The 21,982-nt window shown below is 69.3% G+C and carries 17 protein-coding genes; 8 read left to right on the forward strand and 9 right to left on the reverse strand.

Translation table 11 applies throughout. The annotated features are described in order from the left end of the window. Positions 1-68: 68 nt before the first annotated feature. Positions 69-2,117, reverse strand: coding sequence for an NADPH-dependent 2,4-dienoyl-CoA reductase (locus tag IE157_RS10835; RefSeq protein WP_193519973.1), 2,049 nt, complete (start codon positions 2,115-2,117; stop codon positions 69-71). Between the two features lie 698 nt (positions 2,118-2,815). On the opposite strand from IE157_RS10835, the gene IE157_RS10840 reads away from it, so the two are divergent. Next, entirely contained in the window at positions 2,816-3,400 is a 585-nt protein-coding gene (locus tag IE157_RS10840; RefSeq protein ID WP_035964961.1) for a Dps family protein, read from the forward strand. 172 nt (positions 3,401-3,572) lie between these two features. Here the strand turns inward: IE157_RS10840 and IE157_RS10845 are convergent, their stop codons facing one another. From IE157_RS10845 to IE157_RS10860, 4 genes are all read right to left on the reverse strand, one after another. Continuing rightward, entirely contained in the window at positions 3,573-5,195 is a 1,623-nt protein-coding gene (locus IE157_RS10845) for an SLC13 family permease (RefSeq protein WP_193519974.1), read from the reverse strand. Positions 5,196-5,253: 58 nt separating this feature from the next. Next, a complete protein-coding gene (serA, locus tag IE157_RS10850; RefSeq protein WP_193519975.1) occupies positions 5,254-6,450 on the reverse strand; it encodes a phosphoglycerate dehydrogenase in 1,197 nt (398 codons plus the stop codon). A 127-nt stretch (positions 6,451-6,577) separates the two neighbouring features. Continuing rightward, entirely contained in the window at positions 6,578-7,693 is a 1,116-nt protein-coding gene (locus IE157_RS10855; protein WP_064845621.1) for a glycosyltransferase, read from the reverse strand. Positions 7,694-7,698: 5 nt separating this feature from the next. Then, complete coding sequence (locus tag IE157_RS10860; RefSeq protein WP_193519976.1) at positions 7,699-8,235, reverse strand: LbetaH domain-containing protein; 537 nt, start codon at positions 8,233-8,235, stop codon at positions 7,699-7,701. A gap of 564 nt (positions 8,236-8,799) precedes the next feature. Here IE157_RS10860 and IE157_RS10865 point away from each other — a divergent pair. Genes IE157_RS10865 through IE157_RS10880 form a run of 4 tightly spaced genes read left to right on the forward strand, consistent with a single transcriptional unit; the run spans position 8,800 to position 13,753 of the window. Beyond that, positions 8,800-10,146, forward strand: a complete 1,347-nt coding sequence (locus IE157_RS10865; RefSeq protein ID WP_193519977.1) for a polysaccharide biosynthesis tyrosine autokinase — start codon at positions 8,800-8,802, stop codon at positions 10,144-10,146. Between the two features lie 17 nt (positions 10,147-10,163). Next, positions 10,164-11,576 (forward strand): hypothetical protein, encoded by a 1,413-nt coding sequence (locus IE157_RS10870; RefSeq protein WP_064845618.1) that lies wholly within the window; start codon positions 10,164-10,166, stop codon positions 11,574-11,576. A gap of 15 nt (positions 11,577-11,591) precedes the next feature. Then, positions 11,592-12,500, forward strand: coding sequence for a glycosyltransferase family 2 protein (locus IE157_RS10875; protein WP_318281443.1), 909 nt, complete (start codon positions 11,592-11,594; stop codon positions 12,498-12,500). After that, complete coding sequence (locus IE157_RS10880; RefSeq protein WP_193519979.1) at positions 12,494-13,753, forward strand: lipopolysaccharide biosynthesis protein; 1,260 nt, start codon at positions 12,494-12,496, stop codon at positions 13,751-13,753. Before IE157_RS10875 ends, IE157_RS10880 begins: the two co-directional genes overlap by 7 nt. A 482-nt stretch (positions 13,754-14,235) precedes the next feature. On the opposite strand, the gene IE157_RS10885 is transcribed toward IE157_RS10880, so the two are convergent. From IE157_RS10885 to IE157_RS10900, 4 genes are all read right to left on the reverse strand, one after another. Continuing rightward, positions 14,236-14,622: a zinc-binding dehydrogenase gene (locus IE157_RS10885; protein WP_318281444.1), complete on the reverse strand. Its 387-nt coding sequence runs from the start codon at positions 14,620-14,622 to the stop codon at positions 14,236-14,238. 120 nt (positions 14,623-14,742) lie between these two features. Further along, positions 14,743-15,744 (reverse strand): GDP-L-fucose synthase family protein, encoded by a 1,002-nt coding sequence (locus IE157_RS10890; protein WP_167319209.1) that lies wholly within the window; start codon positions 15,742-15,744, stop codon positions 14,743-14,745. A 59-nt stretch (positions 15,745-15,803) separates the two neighbouring features. After that, positions 15,804-16,844 carry a GDP-mannose 4,6-dehydratase gene (gene gmd / locus IE157_RS10895; RefSeq protein WP_035964951.1) on the reverse strand — a complete coding sequence of 347 codons (1,041 nt, stop codon included), beginning with the start codon at positions 16,842-16,844 and terminating at the stop codon, positions 15,804-15,806. 51 nt (positions 16,845-16,895) lie between these two features. Continuing rightward, the gene (locus IE157_RS10900) at positions 16,896-18,155 is read right to left on the reverse strand and encodes a glycosyltransferase family 4 protein (RefSeq protein WP_144998517.1); all 1,260 of its coding nucleotides are present in this window, start codon (positions 18,153-18,155) and stop codon (positions 16,896-16,898) included. 523 nt (positions 18,156-18,678) lie between these two features. Here IE157_RS10900 and IE157_RS10905 point away from each other — a divergent pair. Genes IE157_RS10905 through IE157_RS10915 form a run of 3 tightly spaced genes read left to right on the forward strand, consistent with a single transcriptional unit; the run spans position 18,679 to position 21,937 of the window. Next, positions 18,679-20,352: an alpha/beta hydrolase family protein gene (locus IE157_RS10905; protein WP_318281445.1), complete on the forward strand. Its 1,674-nt coding sequence runs from the start codon at positions 18,679-18,681 to the stop codon at positions 20,350-20,352. Then, positions 20,340-21,485, forward strand: a complete 1,146-nt coding sequence (locus IE157_RS10910; protein WP_193519980.1) for an alpha/beta hydrolase — start codon at positions 20,340-20,342, stop codon at positions 21,483-21,485. Before IE157_RS10905 ends, IE157_RS10910 begins: the two co-directional genes overlap by 13 nt. Next, positions 21,482-21,937, forward strand: coding sequence for a holo-ACP synthase (locus IE157_RS10915; RefSeq protein WP_312918751.1), 456 nt, complete (start codon positions 21,482-21,484; stop codon positions 21,935-21,937). The genes IE157_RS10910 and IE157_RS10915 overlap by 4 nt, the downstream gene beginning before the upstream one ends. Positions 21,938-21,982: the final 45 nt, after the last annotated feature.

A 21,982-nucleotide genomic window follows, 5' to 3' on the forward strand; every position in this document is an offset into this window, starting at 1 on the left:
TGACCGAGCGCCCCGCTGCACACTGACAGCGGGGCGTTCTGTGATCGCGTCGTGACTGCGACGCCGTATCAGGGCAGCGACGCGGCCAGTTCCACGGCCTCACGGATCGCGCGTTTCGCGTCCAGTTCCGCCGCCACGTGCGCGCCGCCCACCACGTGCACGGGGCGCTCCCCGTTCTCTCCCGCGAGTTCCCGGGCGAGCTCGGCGCGGGGTTCCTGGCCCGCGCACAGCACCACGGTGTCCGCGGGGATGATCCGTTCGATCCGGTCCTCGGTGTCCGGGTCGCCAGTCTGCGACGCATCCCGCTGCGCGGGCGCCAGGACGTGCACGCCCTGTTCGTCGATCCGCACGTACTGCACCCCGGTTACGAACTCCACGTCCGCCATGCGCAGTTCGGCGCGGTGGATCCACCCCGTGGTGGTGCCCAGTCGCGCTCCGGGCTTACCGGCGCTGCGCTGCAGCAGGGTCACGCGCCGTCTCGGTTTCGACGGCGCCGGGGCGAGCAACCCGCCCCGCGCTTCCAGCGAGCGGTCCACTCCCCACTCGGTGTAGAAGTCGGAGTGCGGGTCGTGCGTGAGGAAGTGCGCGACGTCGAATCCGATCCCGCCGCCGCCGACGACCGCCACGCGCTCACCCACGGGGGCGCCGGCCAAGACGTCCTTGTACCCGAGCACCGTGGGGCCGTCCTCCCCGGGGATGCCGGGGACGCGTGGGGTCACGCCGGTGGCCACGACCACGCGGTCCGCGAAGGCCACGTCCTGCGCGGTGGCGGTGTGCCCCGTGTGCACGGTGACCCCCAGCTCGGCCAAGCGCGTGCTGAAGTAGCGCACGGTGTGGGCGTAGTCCTCCTTGCCCGGGATGCGCAGCGCCAACTGGAACTGGCCGCCCAACTCCGGTTGCTCCTCGAACAGGGTCACCCGGTGACCCCGCTGCGCCGCGGCCTCCGCGAAGGCCAGCCCGGCCGGTCCGGCACCCACCACCGCGATCCGCTCCGCGGTGCGCGTGGGGCCCAGCACCAGCTCGTCCTCGCGCATCGCGCGCGGGTTCACGAGGCATGACATGCGGCGGCCGGAGAAGGTGTGGTCCAGGCACGCCTGGTTGCACGCGATGCACGTGTTGATCTCCGCGGGGCGCTGCGCACGGGCCTTGGCCACGAATTGCGGGTCCGCCAGGAACGGGCGGGCCAGGCACACGAGGTCCGCGTCCCCGCGTTCGATCACCGCTTCTCCGATCTCCGGGGTGTTGATCCGGTTGACCGCGGCCACGGGTAAGCTCAGGTGCTCGCGCAGTGCCCTGCTGACCCATGTGAACCCCGCGGGCGGCACGCTCGTGGCGATCGTGGGGATCCGGGCCTCGTGCCACCCGATCCCCGTGTTGATGATCGACGCCCCCGCGGCCTCGATCTCCCGGCCGAGCTCCAGGACCTGCGCGAACTGCTGGGCGTCCGGCACGAGGTCCAGCGCGGAGAGCCGGTACATGATGAGGAAGTCCGGGCCCGTGGCCTCGCGCACGCGCCGGACGATCTCGGTGGCGAACCGGCGGCGAGCGGCGTCGGACCCGCCGTACCGGTCGGTACGCTCGTTCGTGTGGGCCACGAGGAACTCGTTGATCAGGTACCCCTCGGAGCCCATGATCTCCACGCCGTCGTAGCCCGCGCGCTGCGCGAGGTGCGCGGCGTTCGCGAAGTCCTCGACCGTACGCTCGACCTCCGCCGTACTCAGCTCGCGCGGCGTGACCTTGTTGATGGGAGCGCGGATGGCCGACGGCGCCACGGCGTCCTCGTGCATCGCGTACCGTCCGCTGTGCATCAGCTGCAGTGCGATCAGCCCGCCCTCGCCATGTACCGCGTCCGTGACCGTGCGGTGCGGATCCAGTTGGTCCTCGCGGCTGAGGTGCGCACCGCCGCGGCGGGCAGCGCCCTCCGGGTTGGGGGAGATCCCGCCCGTGACGATCAGCCCGGCGCCGCCGCGCACGCGTTCCACGTAGAAGCGCGCGAGCTCGTGCTCACCGCCCGGGACCTCCTCGAGGCCGGTATGCATGGACCCCATGATCACGCGGTGGGGCAGGGTCAGCGGACCCACGCGCAGCGGGGACAGAAGATGGGGATAGGAACTCATCCGATACTCCAGGTCTCAGGTATTTCTTCCACCCTAGAGCCCGTGAGCTGGATCACCAATCCGACCGGGCCGTGGCAGCTACAACTGGACCACGGATCACGCCACCGCCGTGAGGGGGTACCGCCAGGGCGGCGCCCACGATGGGGATGAACGCTCCCAGGAACATGAGCATGGTCAGCGGGGTCGCGAGCGGCACACCGAGCAACCACAGCCGACCGCGATCGCGAGCATCTCGATCACCGCCACCGCAGCGGTGCCCCGCACGTAACCACCCAGGATGCGCACGGTGTCCCGGCCGGTCCGGCGTAGCTTCTCGGTGTGGCGCGGCGGAAACCAGCTCAGCAGGAAACCCCCCGATCCGTTCGGCGTCCGCGGCGGGATGGGTCGAGGGGTCGGTTCAGGCGGAGTTCACCGCCCGCATCTGGGCGGCTCGCGGATTCCCGCTCGCGTTCCGTCAGCGGGGTGTCGTGCCGCCGCACCGTAGAGGCGCTCAGGACCCAGAGCACCGTGGAGGCGCTTCGGGACCAGAGCGCCGTCGGGCCGATCTTCCGGGCACCCCGAGGCCACGAGCGCCCCAGGGCGGTGGCTCCCGTGTGACCCCTGGTGCAATGCTCGCGTCCTTGTTATTCTGAATACATCAAAATAAGACGGCATGGCGTGGTTCCACCCCGGGACCACCGCCCCACGAGGAGGTTGTCATGGCCAAGAAATCCACGAAGAACGCCAACTACACCGTTCCGGGTCTCACCACGGAGCAGGGCCACGGTGTGGCCGAGATCCTGCAGCAGCGGCTGCACGCGCTCAACGACCTGCAACTGACCCTCAAGCACGCCCACTGGAACGTGGTGGGTCCCAACTTCATCTCCGTCCACGAGATGCTGGACCCGCAGATCGAGGAGGTCCGCGGGTACGTGGACGAGCTCGCGGAGCGCATGGCCACCCTGGGTGTGTCGCCGAATGGTCTGCCCGGCGCCATCGCGGCCGAGCGCACGTGGGACGACTACGACGTCCAGCGCGCCTCCGGCGTGGAGCACCTCGCGGCACTGGACCTCGTCTACGACGGCGTCATCACCGACCATCGGGATGCCCTGGCCCGCATCAGCGACGTGGATCCCATCACCGAGGACATGCTGATCGCCCAGGTCCGCGGGCTCGAGCTCTTCCAGTGGTTCATGCGCTCGCACATCGAGTCCGATTCCGGCGTGCTGGAGAACTCCGCCGCCCGCACGGAGAAGGACGCCGCCAAGGCCGTCAAGCGCGGCCGGGTCGCCAAGAAGAAGTAACCACACATGTAGTAGAAGGACCCCCGGATCCGCATCATGCGGGTCCGGGGGTCCTTCCTCTGCGGTCGGGTGCCGCCGCACGCTGTCGTATGCCTTGGAGAACGACGACGCCGCTTGCGGTCACCCTGCTAAGGCGGCGCCGCGCCGTCGTCGCCGGATGGGTGACCGCGGGTCAGAACGCCAGGTTGAACACCCACACGCCCAGGGTCATGGTCGTGGCGGTGATCAGGACCAGGGCGATCAGGTTGAGCCCGATCCCGCCCTTGATCATCTGCCCGATGGTCACGTACCCGGAACCGAACGCAATGGCGTTGGGCGGGGTGGCCACCGGCAGCATGAACGCGCACGTGGCGGCGAGCGCCACGGGGATCGCCAGGAGCATGGGGTCCACGCCGATCCCCATGGCCACACCGCCGGCCACGGGCAGGAACGTGGCCGCGGTGGCCGTGTTGGACGTGAGCTCGGTGAGCAGCAGGATGCCGCCGGCCATGATGAGCACGAGCAAGACCACGGGCAGTCCGCCGAGACCCTGGGCGCGCTCGCCGATCCACTCGGTGAGCCCGGAGGTGGAGAACTGCGCGGACAGGGCCAGGCCACCGCCGAACAGCAGCAGCACGCCCCACGGCAACTTGACCGCGGAGTCCCAGTCCAGTAGGCGGACGCCCGGCGCCGCACCGGCCGGGCACAGGAACAACAGCAGCCCCACGGCCATGGCGATGCCGGCGTCGGAGATCATGGGATCCGCGAAGAGCACCGGCACGAAGACCCAGGACAGCGCGGCGAGCACGAAGATGGCCAGCACGCGCTTCTCACCGGGGGACATGGGGCCGAGCTTGGCGAGTTCGTCGTTGATGAGTTCCTTGCCGCCGGGGATCTCGGTGATCTCGGGCTTGAACAACACCTTGGTCAGCAGCACCCAGCACAGCGCGAGCAACACCACGGCCAGGGGCACGCCCACGAGCATCCACTGACCGAAACCGATCGTGATGTCGTGCGCGTCCGACAGGTAGCCGGCCATCAGGGTGTTGGGCGGGGTGCCGATGATGGTCCCCAGCGAACCGATCGACGCCGCATACGCGATCCCGAGCATCAGCGCGGTGCCGAAGTTGGACTTGACGATCTCCTCCTTGACCTCGGTGTCCTGGGGGTCGATCTCCTCCGGGGCGGGCGCGGCGGAGGTGCCCTGCGCGGCGTCGGCACCGATCTTGGTCACGAGCAGCAGCACGGACACGCCGATCGGCAGCATCATCACGGCCGTCGCGGTGTTGGACACCCACATGGACAGGAAGCCCGTGGCCACCATGAACCCCGCGATCATCTGCGTGGGCTTGGTGCCGATCACCTTGACGGTGAGCAGGGCGATCCGCCGGTGCAGGTTCCAGCGCTGCATCGCGAGCGCGAGCAGGAACCCGCCCATGAACAGGAAGATGACGTTGTTGCCGTAGGATGCCCCGACGGCGTCGAACTTCACGTCCGTGCCGAGCGTGGGGAACACCACCAGGGGGACCAGGGCGGTCGCGGGCAACGGCAGGGCCTCGGTCATCCACCACACGCCCATGAGCACGGCCGTGGCGGCCGTGAGCCGGGCGGCGTGGGGGACGTCCTGCGGCATCAGGGTGTAGATGAGCACCGCGAGCAACAGACCGCCCGCCAGGCCGATCCAGCGCACGGTGCGGGTGCGGGGTTTCTCCGCCTCCGCCCGTTCGCCCGGGGACTGGAAGTCCACCTCCTCACCGCGGTGAGGGTCCGGGTCCATGTTCTGCAGGTGCGCGCCGGGTACGGCCGGGTGACTCATGATGTCTCCACATCGTTGTGGGGGAAGGGGCGGTCACCCCAGCGTACGGCAGCGTGGTTCAGCTGACCGTGGCCACCCGGATGGTTTCGGGCAGGGCCTTGACGGCCGCCACCACGTCCTCCGTGACCCCGTTGCCGCAGTCCGTGACCAGATAGCCCATCTGCCCCTTGGTCACGAGCTGCTGGCGGTCCACGTTGATCCCGTGCTCGCCGAGCACCGCGTTCACGCGAGCCAGCACGCCGGGCAGGTTGCTGTGGATGTGCAGCAACCGGGTGCCGTGGATGTGGGGGTCCAGCTGCACCTCGGGGAAGTTCACGGACAGGCTCGTGGTGCCGTAGCGGCAGTAGTCGATGAGCTTGCCGGAGACGAAACCGCCGATGTTCTCCTGGGCCTCCGCCGTGGAACCACCCACGTGCGGGGTGAGGATCACATTGGGCAGCCCCTGCAGCGGGGACTCGAACGCCTCGCCGGCGGCCTTGGGCTCGGACGGGTAGACGTCCAGGCCCGCCCCGGCCAGGTGGCCGGAGACGAGGGCCTCGCGCAGGGCCTCGATGTCCACCACGTGACCGCGGGACAGGTTGAGGAACAGGGAACGGGGGCGCATCTGGCGGAACTGCTCCCGGCCGAACATGTTGGTGTTGCTCTCGCGCCCGTCCACGTGCAGGGTCACGGTCTCCACCGTGTTCAGCAGTTGCTCCAGGGAATCGCACTTGGTCGCGTTGCCCATGGCCAGGCGGTCCACGATGTCGTAGAAGTAGACGTTCATCCCGAAGGCCTCCGCCACGACCGACAACTGCTTGCCGATGTTGCCGTAGCCCACAATCCCCAGGGTGCGGCCCCGCACCTCGTGGGAGCCCTTGGCGGACTTGTCCCACACGCCCTGGTGCATCGCGGAGTTCTTGTCCGTGAGGTGACGCGCCAGCGCGATGATCTCACCCAGCGCGAGCTCCACCACGGAACGCGTGTTGGAGTACGGCGCGTTGAACACGGCCGTGGCGGTGTCCGTGGCGGCGGTGAGATCGATCTGGTTGGTCCCGATGCAGAACGCACCCACGGCCTTGAGGGTGGGGTGCGCCTCGAACACTTCGCGGGTCACGCGCGTCTTGGAGCGGATCCCCAGCAGGTCCACGCCGTCCAGCGCGGCCATCAGTTCCTGCGGGTCCAGGGCACCCTTGCGGGTCTCCACCTCGAAGCCGCGGCTACGCAGCGAGTCGACGGCGTCGGTATGAATGTTCTCGAGCAGTAAGGCCTTCACCCGTCCATCCTACGGGGTGGGGCGCGGGCGCCCCGTTTCACGTCGTAGCATTCCGGGTCACCCCCGAGCGCGGCGCTCGCACGCGGGGTGACCCGGCGGCGTCGTCCTCCGGGACCGCGCCGTCCGCTCAGTCCCGGTACGCGCCCAGCAGCTTCTCGACGACGGCGCGCATCCCGTACTCGCGCGCGATCGTGTCCGCGGCCGCCCGACCCGCTCGCCGTCGCCGCTCGGGATCGGCGATCAGCTGCGCGAGGGCATCTTCGAGGGATGGCTGGGTGTCGTCCACGACCGCGCCGGACCTCGTTCGCGCGACCGTGGGCGCGAGCCCGCACGTGTCCGTCACGACCACGGGCAGCCCCGCGGACATGGCCTCGAGAACCGACATGGGGTACGGCTCGTGGACGGAGGGCAGGACGTACACGTCCGATTCCGCCATCCACTGCGCCGCGCCCGCGGAGTCCACCGGGCCGGCCCACGTGAGGCGCTCGCCGAGGCCCGCGGCCGCGATCGCCGCGCGCACCGCGTCCCCCTGGCCCTCATCCGGGCCCACGAGCGTGAACGTGGCGCGCGGGAACCGCTCGGCCAGGGATCGCGCGGCGGCCACGAACGCGAGCGGACGCTTGCGCTCCTGCAGACGCGCGAGGAACAGCACGCGACACTCGTCGTCTTCCCGCGGCACGCGGGGGCGCGAGGATACGGGCATCCCATTGTGCAGTTCCATGAGGTTCACGGGCCCGCGGGCGACCTCGGTGAGGTCCTGTTCCTCCTGGGGGGTGAGATAGCAGACCCGGTGCGCGTCCCGCAGCACCCGCCGGGTCAGCAGTGCATCCAGGGGCCCCGCGAGGGGATTCTCGGACGGGTCGATCATCCCGTGGGTCTGCAGGACGGTTCGGGTGCCCGCGCGCTCCGCGAGCCACGCGGTCGGCAGGGTCAGCAGGTCACGCGCCGTGTGCACGTGCACCACGTCCGCGGTCGGCGCGACCCGGCGCAGCCACGACAGCATGGCCGGCGAGGTGAGACCCGCGAAACCCGCACCCGGCAGGGCCTGGACGGGACGGAAGAGCTGCGTGCGCACGCCGTCGCGTTCGGTGGGCAGGGGCGCGCCCAGATCGGAGCCGGTCGCGGCGAGGATCACGTCGTGTCCGGCGTCGGCGAGCGCGCGGCACTGGTTGAGGGCCACCGTGGTGGGCCCGCCGTACGCGTTGGTGCCCGAGACCAGGGCGACGACCTGCAGGATCCGCATGCCGCTCACGCCTTCGTGGCCACGGGGGCGAGCACGCGCGCCCCGGCCGGGACGTCCCGCGTGACGAGCGCGGTGGCTCCCACGACGGCGCCCTCGCCCACCGTGACGCCGCGCAGGACGGTGGCTCGCAGGGCGATCCATGCGCCGTCGGCCACGGTGATGGGGGCGTTGTCGAACTCGAAGGCCGGGTCGTCCGCGCGGTGGCTGCCCGTGCACAGCATGGCGCCCTGCGACACGCACACGTCCGAGCCGATCGTGATGGGCTCCAGGTTGAGCAACCATGCGCCCACGCCGATCCACGAGTTCTCGCCCACGGTCAGTTTCCACGGCCAGTGGATCCGCACGTCGTGGCGGATCAGTGTGCCCTCCCCGATCTGCGCGCCGAAGGCCCGCAGGATCCGGGTGCGTACGCTCGGCGGGCACAGGACGGACCGTTGCAGCGGTTCCGCCACGAGGGCCCACGCGGCGCACTGCAGCCTTCCCCGGCCCTTGTCGTAGCCGCGGCCGGTGAAAGTGGCCAGGCGTCTCGTCGTGTGTGTCATGGTCTCCCCCTGTCGTCGAGCCGCAAATAGGGCTGCGCTCTGCGCGCAACCGGTCCGCTCTCCCCGCGGGCGCGCGGCTACGGGATCCAAGCTTGGCACACTGTGCTCGTCGATCCGCCTGCTTCTGACCCCATAAGTGGAGACACCGGGGGTAATGCCGTCGCTTCGTCCTCGATATCTCCTCGACGCCGACGGGCGCCTGGGGCGGGGTCCTTGCCCGCATGCGTACGGGAAGACTTTCCGCAACGGCGCAGGTCGCGTACTGTCTCGTTGCTGAGGGCAACGTACTTGTCGTGGGAATGTTTCTGCTTCTGCGAACAGTTTTGCAGCCCTCATTTCCTGCGGGTTCCAATTGCTGTCGAGATCTGCCGATGAAGGTTTATCCCCCAATTCGGGTACAAAATAATTCCAGAGAAACTACCTGCGTGTTCATCGACATGATTTCGCGCGTTAGACTGAGGCCCATTACAGGGGAGCGATGAAGAGACTGGTGGGACGTGCTCGGGGGCTGGGCAGCGTCCGAGACGAACCGTCTTTCATTGTGATCAGGGGCTGGGAGGGCACATGACGCTGCATGATTACGTCGATATTTTGAAGAAATGGTGGAAAACCGTCATCACACTGACCGTGGTGGGCTTGTTGGCCGGGGGGATCTACGCCTTGGTGTCTCCGGACACGTACAAGGCCACGTCATCCCTCTACGTCTCCATTCCCGCGAGTGACTCCGCCACGGAGTTGAACCAGGCAGCTACGTACCTTTCGCGAGAGCTGAAGTCGTACGCGACCGTGGCGACGTCCCCCTACATCCTCAAACCCGTCGTCGAGGACACGGGTGTGGATAAGACGGTCGCGCAATTGCAGGACATGTTGGACGTCACCAATCCGACGGCCACCTCCATCATCCAGGTCGATGCCACCACGGACTCACCTCAGGAGGCCCAGACGGTTGCCAACGGGGTCGCGGATCAATTGACCAGAGGGGTCGGGTCACTGTCCCCCGAGGTCGCCAACCGGGGAGGCGCCGTTCAGGCCACGGTTCTCAGCCGGGCGCAGCTCCCGGATGAAACCAGTGGCCTGCCGTCGTGGCTCTATCCGTTGTTCGGTGTGGTCGGCGGCGCGCTGTTGGGCGTGATCCTCGCCTTCGTGTTGGAGAGTCTGGTTCGGCGGCCGCGGACCACGACGGAGCTGCGTCGTGTGCCGGGTGCGTCGCTGGTCGCGTCCGTTCCGCGACTGAAGCACAGGACTGACGCGCGCAGCTTCTTTCCCGCGGGTGGCGAATCCGCGCCGGCGCGGGAGGTGTCACCTCACGTCACTTCGCTGCGCTCGCGCATCCAACAAGGTCATGCCGAGGTCCTGCCCCATGTGGCCGGCTGCGCGGTACTGGTGGTGACCGGTCAGCGTTCGGGCGACGGTGCCACCACGGTCGCCGTGGAACTCGCGCGTAGCTTTGCCGGTCTGGGCAGCCGCGTGGCTCTCGTGGATGCCAACCTCTCCGACCGCGGGGCAACTGTTTTGCTGGCCCAGCACAATCACCTCGGTGTCTCGGATCTCGTGGAACGTCGGGCCGGGGCAGACCAGAGCACTGTTCGTCTCGAGATGGGGCTGACCTTCCTACCCGCGGGTACGCCGACGCCGCGCCCGAGTGACCTGGTGTGCTCGGAACCGATGGCTGCGTTGGTGGGTGAGTTGCGTTCGGAATTCGACGTGGTCGTCCTCGATTGTTCCCCGTTGCAGGACTCCGTGGACGCGGCGGTGCTGGGCGAACTGGCGGATGAGGTCCTGCTGGTCACGGTGCCCGGGAAGACCTCGACCGATCAGCTGCAGTTCTCGGTTCAGGGATTCCGCGAAACGCCCGTGGCATTGGTGGCCAACCAGGTGCGCCCTTCGCGCGCACACTCCGGCGTTCTCTGAAGCCCACGATGAACACGATGACTCCTTTCGGCTGGGCCGTGTTCCTCCTGGGGGCCACGACCGCCGTGGGTGCGCTCGCGCTCATCCACATCTGGACCAGGGACCGGGTGGACGGGCTGAACCTGCGGATGTGGCTCGTGATCAACTTCCTCGTGGCCAACGTCCTGTCCGGATTCGCCCATGTATTGGGGTGGTCCAGGGACCGCGGATTCTACGAGGCCATGTCCGGTACTCCCGCAGGTGCTACATCCGGCTTGACCACGGCCGCCTGGTCGACCTTCTTGGGCATGTGTGCCCTCTGGGCGGGGCTGACGATCCCGCGGCCGCGGATCCTGGCCGCACACCGTGGTCCCCGACAGGTTCCCCGGCGCCCTCTGATACCCGAACAGTTGTATTCCTTCGTATCCCATCACCGGGTCAGCATGGGGGGCCTGGCTCTCGTACTCGTAGCAGCGGGCGCCGTGGGACTCGTGCGAGTGATGGGCGCCACGACCGACCAGACCGGCGGGCGGATCATTTCCGTGGACGGCGGCAATGCCCGCTACGCATTCCTGGCGGGTTGGCTGCCGTGGGGCATTACGATCCTGGTCTTGGCGCTCGCGAGCCGGAAGCGTGTGCCCGGCCCAGCGGTGTGGAACACCATCATCCTGGTGGCCGGGTTGGCCGCATTGGGCGTCAGCGCCACGTGGAACGGTGGGCGTTCCGAGATCGCCTACGTGGCATTTCCTCTGCTGGCTCTGATGCTGCCCCGGATCAACGTCCTGCGGTGGCCGCTGATCGTGGTGGGCGTGACCGTGTTCGTGGGGTTTATCATCGCGACCACGGCCCGGCGCGTAGGTGCCACCACGGACCCGTGGTCGTTCGTGGATTGGCAATGGGGGCGGTTCTCCATGGCCGCCTGGGCCGAGAACCACGTCCAGTTCCACGGGGCGCTCCACGGTGAGACCCTGTTGAGCGCCCTGCTCAACGTCCCGCTTGCGCTTCTGCATTTCGCGGGTATCCCGGCGGAGAATCCTTTCCGGTCCATGGTGCAGGTCTCGGGATACGACTTGTTGGGTGGGGAAGACCAGATTTACGTGGTTCCGGGGCTCAGCGCAGAAATGATCCTGAATTTCGGCCTGCTCGGTGCGATCGTCGGCTACTTCGTGTTGGGGCTGGTGTCTGCCATGGTCTCCGATGCCTACAGTCGCAGCCGGAGTGAAACCAATCGGTTGTTGTTGGCCACCGTAGGATCCACGCTCGTCTTCCAGGGCATCGTGGGGCAGCTGGAGTCCCTCGAGGTGTTCTTGACGTTGTCGATCCTGCCACTGTGGGGGTTGTGGATCGTTGAACGCATCTTCGGCCGTGGTGATACGAAATCACCGCCCGCGGGAATAAGATCTTCACCGGCCACGGAGCTTTCACCGCGGACACCGGCAGTTCACAAATAAATCAGCTCAACGGGTGTGGAGGGGCGACCTCCGCGTTCCCGGGGCTTCATCAACGGGGAGTGGACCACTTTGCCCAGGCTTACTGTCATCATGCCCGCCTATCGGGCGGGCGCCACCGTGGAGAGCGCCATGCGTTCCACGCTGCGGGCCATGCCGCGGGACGCGGAGTTGGTGGTGGCCGTGGACGGCCCGGACGGCGAGACCGAACGCGCGGCACGCCGCGTGACGGACCGCCGCGTCGTCGTCCGGACCGATGCCGTCAACCGGGGGACCGTGGCGTGCATGCGCCGGGCCCTGGAGTCCACGGACAGCGAGCTCGTGGCCCGCATGGACTCGGACGACATCTCCCTCCCGTGGCGTTTCCGGGTGGGCTTCCGGGCCGTGCGCCACGCGGACATCGTGTGCGGCACGGGGATCCGCTTCGGGCGGGGGATGCTCCCGCGCCCCGGGTACCCGGGCAGTCTCACGACCCGCGAGATCGGACTGCTGCTGCCGTTCGTCAACCCCCTGTTCCACTCGAGCATGCTCGCCACCCGGGAGGCGCTCGTAGCCGCGGACGCCTACGCGCGGCCCAACACCGCGGAGGACTACGTCCTGTGGCTCGACGCCCTGCGCGCCGGGGCCCGGATCGTGAAACTGGCCACCCCCGTGGTGGCCTACCGGTTGAGTGAGAGCCAGCTGTCGAGTTCGGACACCTACCTGGAGCGCATCGTCTCCGACCCCGAGATCCGGCGCGCGTGGACCGCGTGGGCCCACGCCTCCGGGCGGCCGTGGCTCGAGGCCAACGGCGGGGTCCCCGGATCCATCCGGGGCACGGGGGGACAGCTCGAGACCATCGTGGCCGGGGTGCGTCCCGGGACGCGGCACTACGCGCGGCGTCAGTTGGCGAGAGCCGCCACCCTCATCCCGGCGTCGGCATGCTGAACCAGATCAAGTCGCTCATCGAGCGCGCGATCCCGCGGATGTCCTCCGCGATCGTGATCCTCACGCTCGCCGCGTTCACGTCCCCGCACTACGTGGGTATCTACAACGTGGTGACCCTGCTCTACACGGCCATCCAGGTCACGATCGACTCCGGGGCCCGGTTCGCGGTGATCCGCGTGCTGACCGAACCCGGGGGCATGAAGATCATGAACCGCTACCGGGTGATCATGCCCGTCCTGGCCTTCGTGATCCTTACCGGGCTCATGCTGTTCCTTCTGCACAACGGGACGCTCGAGAACTGGGGCGAGTTCTTCCAGGTGCTGCCCGTGGCGCTCGCGCCCGGTTTCGGGGCCCTGGGTCTGCTGTACGTGGGCACGCTGCAGGCCACCAACCAGTGGGGGACCCTGGCCCGGATGCAGTTGCGGGCCTCCCTCGTGGGTCTGCTCGTGGGCGGGACCATCCTGGTGCTGACCCACTCGCTGCTGGGCCCGGCCCTGCAGCTGGCCGTCACGGAGGGCATGTTCGCCCTGCTGTGCTGGCGCCGTGCGCGCCTTAACACCCAGCCCCTGCCGCACTCCACGCCGGGCGAGCGTTCGATCCTCTCCGACATGGGCACGATGTCCGGCTACGCGCTGGTGTCCTGGTTCCAGGGCCAGGCCGAGCGACTGTTCATGGCCGTGTTCGCCGGCACCGCCGTCCTCGGTACCTACACCGCGGGCAGCGCCGTGGGCCGCGCCCCGGGGGACGCCCTGGCCGCGTCCACCGCGAACGTGGTGCGCGTGGGGATCGCGGACAAGGAGACCCCGGAGGAGATCCGGAGCGCGAGTGACCATTTGTTGCTGCGCGCGCTCATACTCGCGTTCGCGTGCGTGCTGATCGCCCTCACGGCGAGCGTGGTCCTCACGCCCCTGCTGGGTGGCGACTGGAAACCCGCGATGTCCATGGTGCCGTTCATCGCCATGGTGTCCTTCCCCGTAGTGCTGTCCTGGGCGGCCTCCGTGCTGCTCGTGCGCACCGGTGCGGCCTGGAAGACGTTCGTGGGTCCGGTGATCGGCGTGGTCTTCGGTGCGCTGATCGCATGGGTCGCGTCGTTCGACCTGCACCTCGCGGCCACGCTGCTGGTCATCCGTGAGTTCGCCGTGGTCCTCGTCGCATACGTCCTGGTGGGACGCAGTGCGCCGTGGCGGTCGTTCCTGGTGGCTGCGGTCCTCTCGACCATCGGGCTGACGGGCTGCTGGCTCCTGGTGGCGTAGGGCCAACGCACAACCCGTTCCCGGTCTGCGGACGCAGCATGACGCCATGACGACCTCGACCCCGGCGACCGGCCGGTCCACCTTCCTGCGCGGGCGCCTCGACGAGCCCGCGGTCACCGGCGGCGGGTCCCGCGGCGGCGTCGTCCTTTGAGGCCGCAACGGGTACGACGACCCCGCGCCCCTCCCGCTCCCCGCTCACCCGATGGTGGGTGGCCGCGGCGGGGGTGGTGCTGATCGGGGTGGTCGCGTTCAGTCGGCTCTACCTGGGGTACCACTGGCCCACGGACGTGACGGCTCGCTGCTGCTCGCGATCACGATCCTGGGCGTGGACGCGTGGCGTCCCGCGGTGCGGCGGGCGGTGCTCACTCGAGCGTGAGCACCGCCTCGATGGCCTCCTCGAGCACGGCGATCACACCGGTGCATTCGATGGCGTAGTCCGCTGCCCCTCCGGTGATCTCCCGGATCCGTTCCAGCGAGTCCTCCTACCCGGAATTGATCACGTGCGTGGCCCCGTAGCGCTGGGCGAGCTCCAGGCGGGAGTCATGCAGGTCCACCGCGATGATCGTGGCCGCGGCCGAATTGCGGGCAGCCATGATGGCCCCGAGCCCCACGGCGCCCACACCGTAGACCACCACGGATTCACCCGGGCCGGGATTCGCGGTGTTGAGCACGGCTCCCGCCCCGGTGGTGATACCGCACGCGAGGGGGCCCGCGAGTTCCAGGGGAACGGACTCGTCCACGGTGAGTTCTTCCCACCGGAACGGCGCATCGACGTGATCGACCACGTAGGCGTGGATGTCCATGGCTGCCTTCTCGAGCAGGGCGCTCGGCTCTGAACGCCGGGCTCCCCTGCTATTTGCGGTCGGCACGCCGCGGCCATCCCCGCGGGGCAGCGGAGACGGCCCGCATCGCGCGGGTCGTCACGGCATCATGCGGAGAGTTCGCCCATGACACGGAGTGTCCCCGCATTACGCGGGGCATCCCGTCGCTCAGGCGCCCCGCGCCTGCTCGCGATTCGCGCGGTACCAGGCCACGGCGTCGTCGAGCCCGGTGGGCAGGTCGATCGAGGCGGACCAGCCCAGCGAGCGCAACAGGGAGACGTCCATAAGCTTGCGGGGCGTCCCGTCCGGCTTGGAGGTGTCCCACGAGGTGGTGCCCTCGTACCCGGTGGCCGAGGCCACGAGGCCGGCGAGTTCTTTGATGGTCACGTCCTCGCCGGTGCCCACGTTGACCTGCTGGGGCCCGTCGTAATGCTCCATGAGGTACAGGCACGCCGTGGCCAGGTCCGACACGTGCAGGAACTCGCGCCGCGGTGAACCCGAACCCCAGTTGGTGATCTCGGTGTCACCGGCACGCACGGCCTCGTCGTAGCGGCGGATCATGGCGGGCAGCACGTGGGAGCCGGACGGGGAGAAGTTGTCCCCGGGGCCGTAGAGGTTGGTGGGCATCGCGGAGATCCACGGCAGCCCGTACTGGCGTCGCATCGACTGCACGTGCAGGATGCCGGCGATCTTGGCGATCGCGTAGGCGTCGTTGGTGGGCTCCAGGTACCCCGTGAGCAGCGAGTCCTCGCGCAGCGGTTGTTCCGCGAGTTTGGGGTAGATGCAGGAGGAACCCAGGAACAGCACGCGTTCCACGCCGGCGGTGCGCGCGGCGTCCAGGATGTTGAGCTGGATCCGCAGGTTGTCGGACAGGAAGTCCACGGGCTGGGAATTGTTCGCGCCGATCCCGCCCACCTTGGCCGCCGCGAGCACGAGGTAGCGCGGCCTGTGTTCGGCCATGAACGCCTCCACGGCCGCGCGGTCCCGCAGGTCCAGCTCACGGGAGCTCGCACCGATCAGGTTCTCGAAACCCTCGTCCTGGAGGTGACGCCAGATGGCGGAACCCACGAGACCGCGGTGACCGGCCACGTAGAACGGCGCGGAGCGGTCCAGCGCGCCGGGGGTGTAGGCGACGTCGTCGGTCGTGCGGGCATCGGCCGGGTCGCTCACCGTGTGCGGCCAGTGCTCCTGGCCGGCAGCGGTGTCCCGGCGGTTCGCCACGTCCGCGCTCACGCCGCGTGCTCCGGCGTCCAGATGCGCTCGGACACGGTGTCGATCCACGGGGAACCGGCGCACTCCAGGGCAGCGCGGTCCGCGTCCACCATGATCCGCGCGAGCTCCGGGGCGTGCACCGTGGCCTTCCACCCGAGCTTCTGCTCGGCCTTGGACGGGTCACCGATGAGCGCGTCCACCTCGGTGGGGCGCAGGTAACGGTCGTCGAAGCGGACGTGCTTCTCCCAGTCCAGCCCGGCGTGCTCGAACGCGGTCTCCAGGAACTCGCGCACCGTGGACGGGCGGCCCGTGGCCAGCACGAAGTCCTCCGGTTCGTCCACCTGGAGCATGCGCCACATGCCCTCCACGTACTCCGCCGCGTAGCCCCAGTCGCGCACGGCGTCCAGGTTGCCCATGTAGAGCAGGTCCTGCTTGCCCGCCGCGATCGCGGCCACGGCACGCGTGATCTTGCGGGTCACGAACGTCTCGCCGCGGCGCGGGGACTCGTGGTTGAAGAGGATCCCGTTCACGGCGAACATGTCGTACGCCTCGCGGTAGTTCTTGGTGATCCAGTAGGAGTAGATCTTGGCCGCGCCGTACGGGGAGCGCGGGTAGAACGGGGTGTCCTCGTTCTGCGGCGGGGGAGTGGCCCCGAACAGCTCGGACGTGGAGGCCTGGTAGAAGCGGCACTTCACCCCGGCGCGGCGCACGGCCTCGAGCAGACGCACCGTGCCGAGGCCCGTGGTGTCACCCGTGTGCTCGGGCTCGTCGAAGGACACGCGCACGTGCGACTGGGCCGCGAGGTTGTAGACCTCGTCCGGGTCTATCTCGCCCAGCAGCGTGACCAGACGGGCGGCGTCGGAAAGATCGCCGTAGTGCAGGAACAGCCGCGCCTGCGGGTCGTGCGGGTCCTGGTACAGGTGGTCGATGCGGGACGTGTTGAACGTGGACGCGCGGCGGATCAGTCCGTGGACCTCGTAGCCCTTGGCGAGCAACAGCTCCGCGAGGTAGGAACCGTCCTGCCCGGTGATGCCGGTGATGAGTGCTTTCTTGGTCATGAGTGGTCTCCCCTGTGTGACGTGGTACGTCGGGACGGGTGTCCCGGCCGATCAGGAATGCAGTGCCGCCGCAGGCGCGGTGGTCTCGGTGGGTAGCAGTGCGCGCAGCGCGGTGCTGAAGGCGCGGACCGCGGCGCCGGCGCTGAGCACGTCGCGCACGTAGCGGCGTCCGCCGCGGTGCGTGGCGCCGCCGGTCGCGATCCACTCCTCGTGCAGTTGCAGGGCGCCCGCCACGAGTGCCTCGGGATCCCCGGGCGCCACACGGATGCCCGCGTCCGCGGCGTCGAGCTCGGCGGCGGACGGGCTCTCGGCCTCGACGGCCGCGAGCACGGGACGGCCAGCGGTGAAGTAGCTCGTGAGCTTGCTCGGGACGCACATCTCCTTGAGCCCTGGTCGTTCGTTGACCAGCAGGACGTCCGCGGCGCGCAGCAGTCCGGCGTAGGTCTCGTCGTCGACCCCGGGCAGGACCTCGAAGCGCGGCGTGCGCCGGGCCAGCTCCTCGAGCTGCGGGCGCTGGTGCCCGCCGCCCACGAGCACGAATCGCAGCGGCGCTCCCGTGCGCTCGGCCACGTCCGCGGCCGCGGCGACGTTCGCGAGGTCCTGTTTGGCCCCCATGTTGCCCGTGTGCAGGACGACGACGTCGCCCGCGCCCCACCCGAAACGACGCCGTAGTTCGTCGGTGTCCACCGAGGGGGTCTGGGAGATGTGGGTCCAGTTGCGCACGGTGCTGATCCGGCGCGCGGGCACGGCCATCTCGCGGCGCAGGTAGTCCGAGAAGCGGTCGTGGATCACGACCACCCCCTGGCACGAGCGCAGGAAGGTGCTCTCGATACCGCGCATGACGCGCGCCACGGGTCCGCTCGCCGCGCCGGTCTCGGTGAGCCCGGCGGTGTAGATGTCCTGCACCCACGCGATCACCGGCGTGCGGTTCAGTGCGGCGCGCACCCGCACGATCGCGGACGAGAACAGGGCGGGGCTCACGACCACGACGGCGTCGGGATCGCCCCACGCGGCGGTCGCGGCACGCAGACCGAAGACGATCTCCATCCCCAGCCGGCGCAGCTGTCCGGCGTCGTGGGGAACGGGATGCGGCACGCGCAGGACGGGTACACCGTCGATCTCCTCGTGCGCGGCGCGGCGGTGCGAATACCCTTCGTGGACGCGCCACTGCGGGTAGTGCGGGAGACCCGTGATGACCCGGGCGTCCCATCCCTCCTCGCGCAGCGCGCGAGCCATGCCGGCGGTGTACGGGGCGATGCCCGTGTGTTCCGGTGAATAGTTGAGTCCGATGATCAGGACGCGTGCTGCCACGCTATCTCCTCCCCCATGAAAAGCGGAGCAACTCAGCCGCTGCCGCTTTTCCCGAATGGGCGGACTTCCCCAGTCCGCCTCCGCGCCACGTGGTGCAGCAATGCCTCATGGCTGTCCCACCGGGAGCGGTGAATGTCGCCGAAACACGAATCCCGCGTGTGCCGACGTTTGCCATCATAATCGTGTGCACAAGCACCTAACACCACAGTGATGACAATTCTGTGTGGGCTCATATAGGTACACGTCGGTATCGCCTCAGGTGGGAGCGCGAAAAACAGTGATCTTGATGTAAAACCACACATTAGGGGACGGTAATCTCGGTCACGACCGGTGTCTCCCTGGCTATGCTTTATGAGTGCAAACATGCACGACTCCCGCGGGGGAACGCGAAAGTGACGCGGAGTTCGGGGCATCGATCCGCACTTCGGGGTGGGGCCCGGTCTTCGAGAGGGCACCCATCACCACGGGGGACGTGCGAAGGGGCGCGGCTGAGGCGCACCGGAGCAGAACTGGGGGAGATTTCATGCGTATTGCCGGGCAGGCAACTTTCTTGACGGACCACGACCACACCATCCACGCGTGGGTCCACGGCCCCGCGGACGATCGTGTGCGCGGCGCCGTGATCGTGGCGCCGGCCTTGGCGCGCGAGGAGGTCGTGAGTCACCGCAGCATGCGCCTCGTGGCCGCGCGCGCCGCGGAATCCGGGTGGCTCGTGATCCGCCTGGCGTGGAGCGGGACCTCCGAATCCGGTGCGCGTCCGGCCCTGAGCAACCCGCTCGAGGTGTGGCACGAGGACCTCGCGGTGGCCCACAGTGCCGCGCGGGAGCTCGTAGGACCTGATCTGCCCGTGCACGGGATCGGGCTGCGCATCGGTGCGGGTGTGCTCGCGACCTCACCCCTGCCGTTCGATCGGCGCGTGCTGTGGGAACCGGTCTCGGGCGCCGTCTACATGCGCCAGTACACGGGCCTGCGGCGCACGAGCGGGTTGATCCTGCCGCCTGAGGTCCCCGACGGCGTGGAGATCGGCGGCGCACACTTCACCGACGCCGAAGCCGCGGCCATCCGCGCCCTACCGGATCCCCGCAAGATCAAGACCCCGGGTCTGATCACGGTGCGCGAGGAGGACCGGCGCATCGCCAAGAAGTTATACGGCGTGGCCGCGATCTACGCGAAGGCGAGTCCGGAGGCGATCGCCGCCCTCGTGGGTCGACTGGACGATTCCGTCCCCACCACGTCCCACAGGGAGGACTGGGTGGACGTGAGCGGCTGGCGTCCCACGACGACCGCGTGCTTCCATGTGGCGGAGTTCGGCGCGGAGGTCCAGGAGGACCTGCTGGAGCTGGGCCCGGACCACTTGCCGGCCTCCTACACTCACCCCGTGGGCCGCGACGGCACCGGGGCCGGCGCGGTGGTGCTCGCACCGCCGTCCGCGGACCCCAAGGACGGGCCCACGGGACTGTGGACCGTGCAGGCACGCCGACTCGCCGCGCGCGGTGTCCCCGCGCTGCGCATCGAGCGTCACCACTGCGGTGACGCCGCTGGCCTGGACGAGGTCAAGGACATCAACCCTTACACGGGGCAGGGCGTGGCGGACCTGGACCTGGGTGCCGCGTGGCTGGCCGAGCGCACCGGGGAGAAGGTCACCGGGGTGGGGCTGTGCGTGGGCGGCTGGCTGGTCGCCATGGCCCCGCCCACGAGCGCCATGACCACCCGCGTGGTGCTCAACAACGTGGCGTGGCGCGCGGCGGAGAGCTACTACGACAAGCTCTATCGCAACTGGGACGTGGACGCCGTGCTGGAACAGCTGCGCACCATGAGCGACGTGGAGGTCACCACGAGCTGGCGCACGCGCGCCAAGGACCGGGTGCGCCGCCGCATGCCGTACATCGCGTGGCTCGTGCTGGGCCGGCGCAACATCCCCAACGTTCCCGAGGTGGTCATGGAGTACGCGTCCCGGGGCGCCGAGGTCACGTTCTACTTCGGGCCGGAGGACGGTCTGCTCTTCCAGCAGGAACGCGGGGAGGAGGGTCTGGCCCGGTTGCAGCGCCAGGGCCGCCGGATCAGGGTGGCCCACGTGCCCGCCCTGGACCACTCCCTCCAGGCCCACGCCTCACGCCTCACGGCCCTCGAGATCGTGGACGCCGCCCTGGGCCTGAGCCCCTCACCCGCCGAGGAGGTCGTCCCGTGCGCCGTCTGAGAACACGCAGCGCCCGCGCGCTCGCCGGGTGCGCCCTCACGGCCGTGCTGCTGAGCGGCTGCGCGGCCGGCGGGTCCGGCGACCACGCGCCGTCCTCCTCCGGTGAGAGCCTGGGTTTCGACGACGCCGCGCTGTCCCGGGTGGGTTTCGCGGACCCGCAGCAACTCACGCAACCGTCCCACGGGATCACCGTGACGGGTGCGCGGGGGCTCTCGGAGCGGGCCGCGGAACTCGCGGTGAGCACGGACCAGGTCTCTGCCGAGGCCCCGGGCGGGCGCAACTCGGTGGTGGTGATCACCCCGCAGGACTACGACCCCGCGAAGAAGTACCCGGTGGTGTATCTCCTCCCGGGCAGCGGTGCCACGGAGGCCCCTGCCCTGCAGTGGTACGAGGCGGGTCAGGCCGAGCAGCTCACCCAGGGTCTGCCCGTGATCACTGTCATCGTGAGCGGGGGCAAGGTGGGCTGGTACTCGGACTGGGCGTCCCAGGAGGAACTCACGCAGAACTGGGAGACATTCCACCTGGACCAGGTGGTGCCGTGGGTGGATCAGCACCTGTCCACCAGGGCGGACCGCGAGCACCGCGTGATCATCGGCAACTCGATGGGCGGGTACGGCGCCATGCGCTACGCCGAGCAACGTCCCGATCTCTTCGGGGAGGCCGTGAGCCTGTCCGGGTTGCTGGACCTGTCCTCGGATGAGGCCAAGCAGACGATCGCCACGGGATCCCAGGAGGCCACGGGCCGCACCGATTCGGTGTTCGGCAACGGCTCGGTCACGACCGAGGAACAGTGGCGTGCGAACGATCCCGCGGTCCGGAGCGGGGAGCTCAAGAATGTCCACGTGCAACTCTTCGCTGGCCGGGGCAACGGCCAGGAGGGGGACATCGAACCCGCTCTGAAGGACACCACGGTGACCATGGCGCGCGAGCTCGAGTCACAGGGAGTGGATTACCAGTACACCGAGTACGGCCAGGCGGGCCAGTGCAACGGCGGCCACGAGTTCCCGTGCTGGACCCCCGCGGCCACGGTCGCCCTCGGGCGCTGGGCCGATCGGGTGGGCGTGAAGCGCACCTCGCCCCAGCCGTCGGTGCCCTCGGCATTCGAGGACGTGACCTCACGGAGCTCGTCGTGACGAGCGCGCCCGTGACCGTGACACGCGGGACCGAGGCCGGGGACGGTGTCGTCGGCGTACCCCGCGTGGGGTGCGACCTGCAGGAGGTCGCGCCCGTGGCCGAAGCGCTCGCGCAGCGCGGGCAGCGGTACCTGCGGGCACTGTTCGCGCCCGAGGAGATCGCCGACCTCACGCGTCCGGACGGACGCCCGCTCGCGGCGGAGTCCGTGGCGGGGCGCTTCGCGGCCAAGGAGGCCGTGCTGAAGGTCTTGCGCCCGAGCGCCGACGACGCCGTGGCCTGGCCCCAGATCATGATCCGCGCGGACGCCCACGGTGCCCCTCGCGTGGAACTGCGGGGCACGGCCGCCTGCCTGGCCCGCGGCGCCGGACTCGGGGCGTGGAGCGTGAGCACGTCCCACGACGGAGGCTTCGCGATGGCCGTGGCCCTGGCCATCCGCTCACCCCAGCCCTGACCGGAGGCCAGACCACCGCGCCGACCGGTACCCGGGGCGCGGACA

The sequence above is a fragment of the Kocuria marina genome (assembly GCA_014652975.1).
Classification (GTDB): domain Bacteria; phylum Actinomycetota; class Actinomycetes; order Actinomycetales; family Micrococcaceae; genus Kocuria; species Kocuria marina.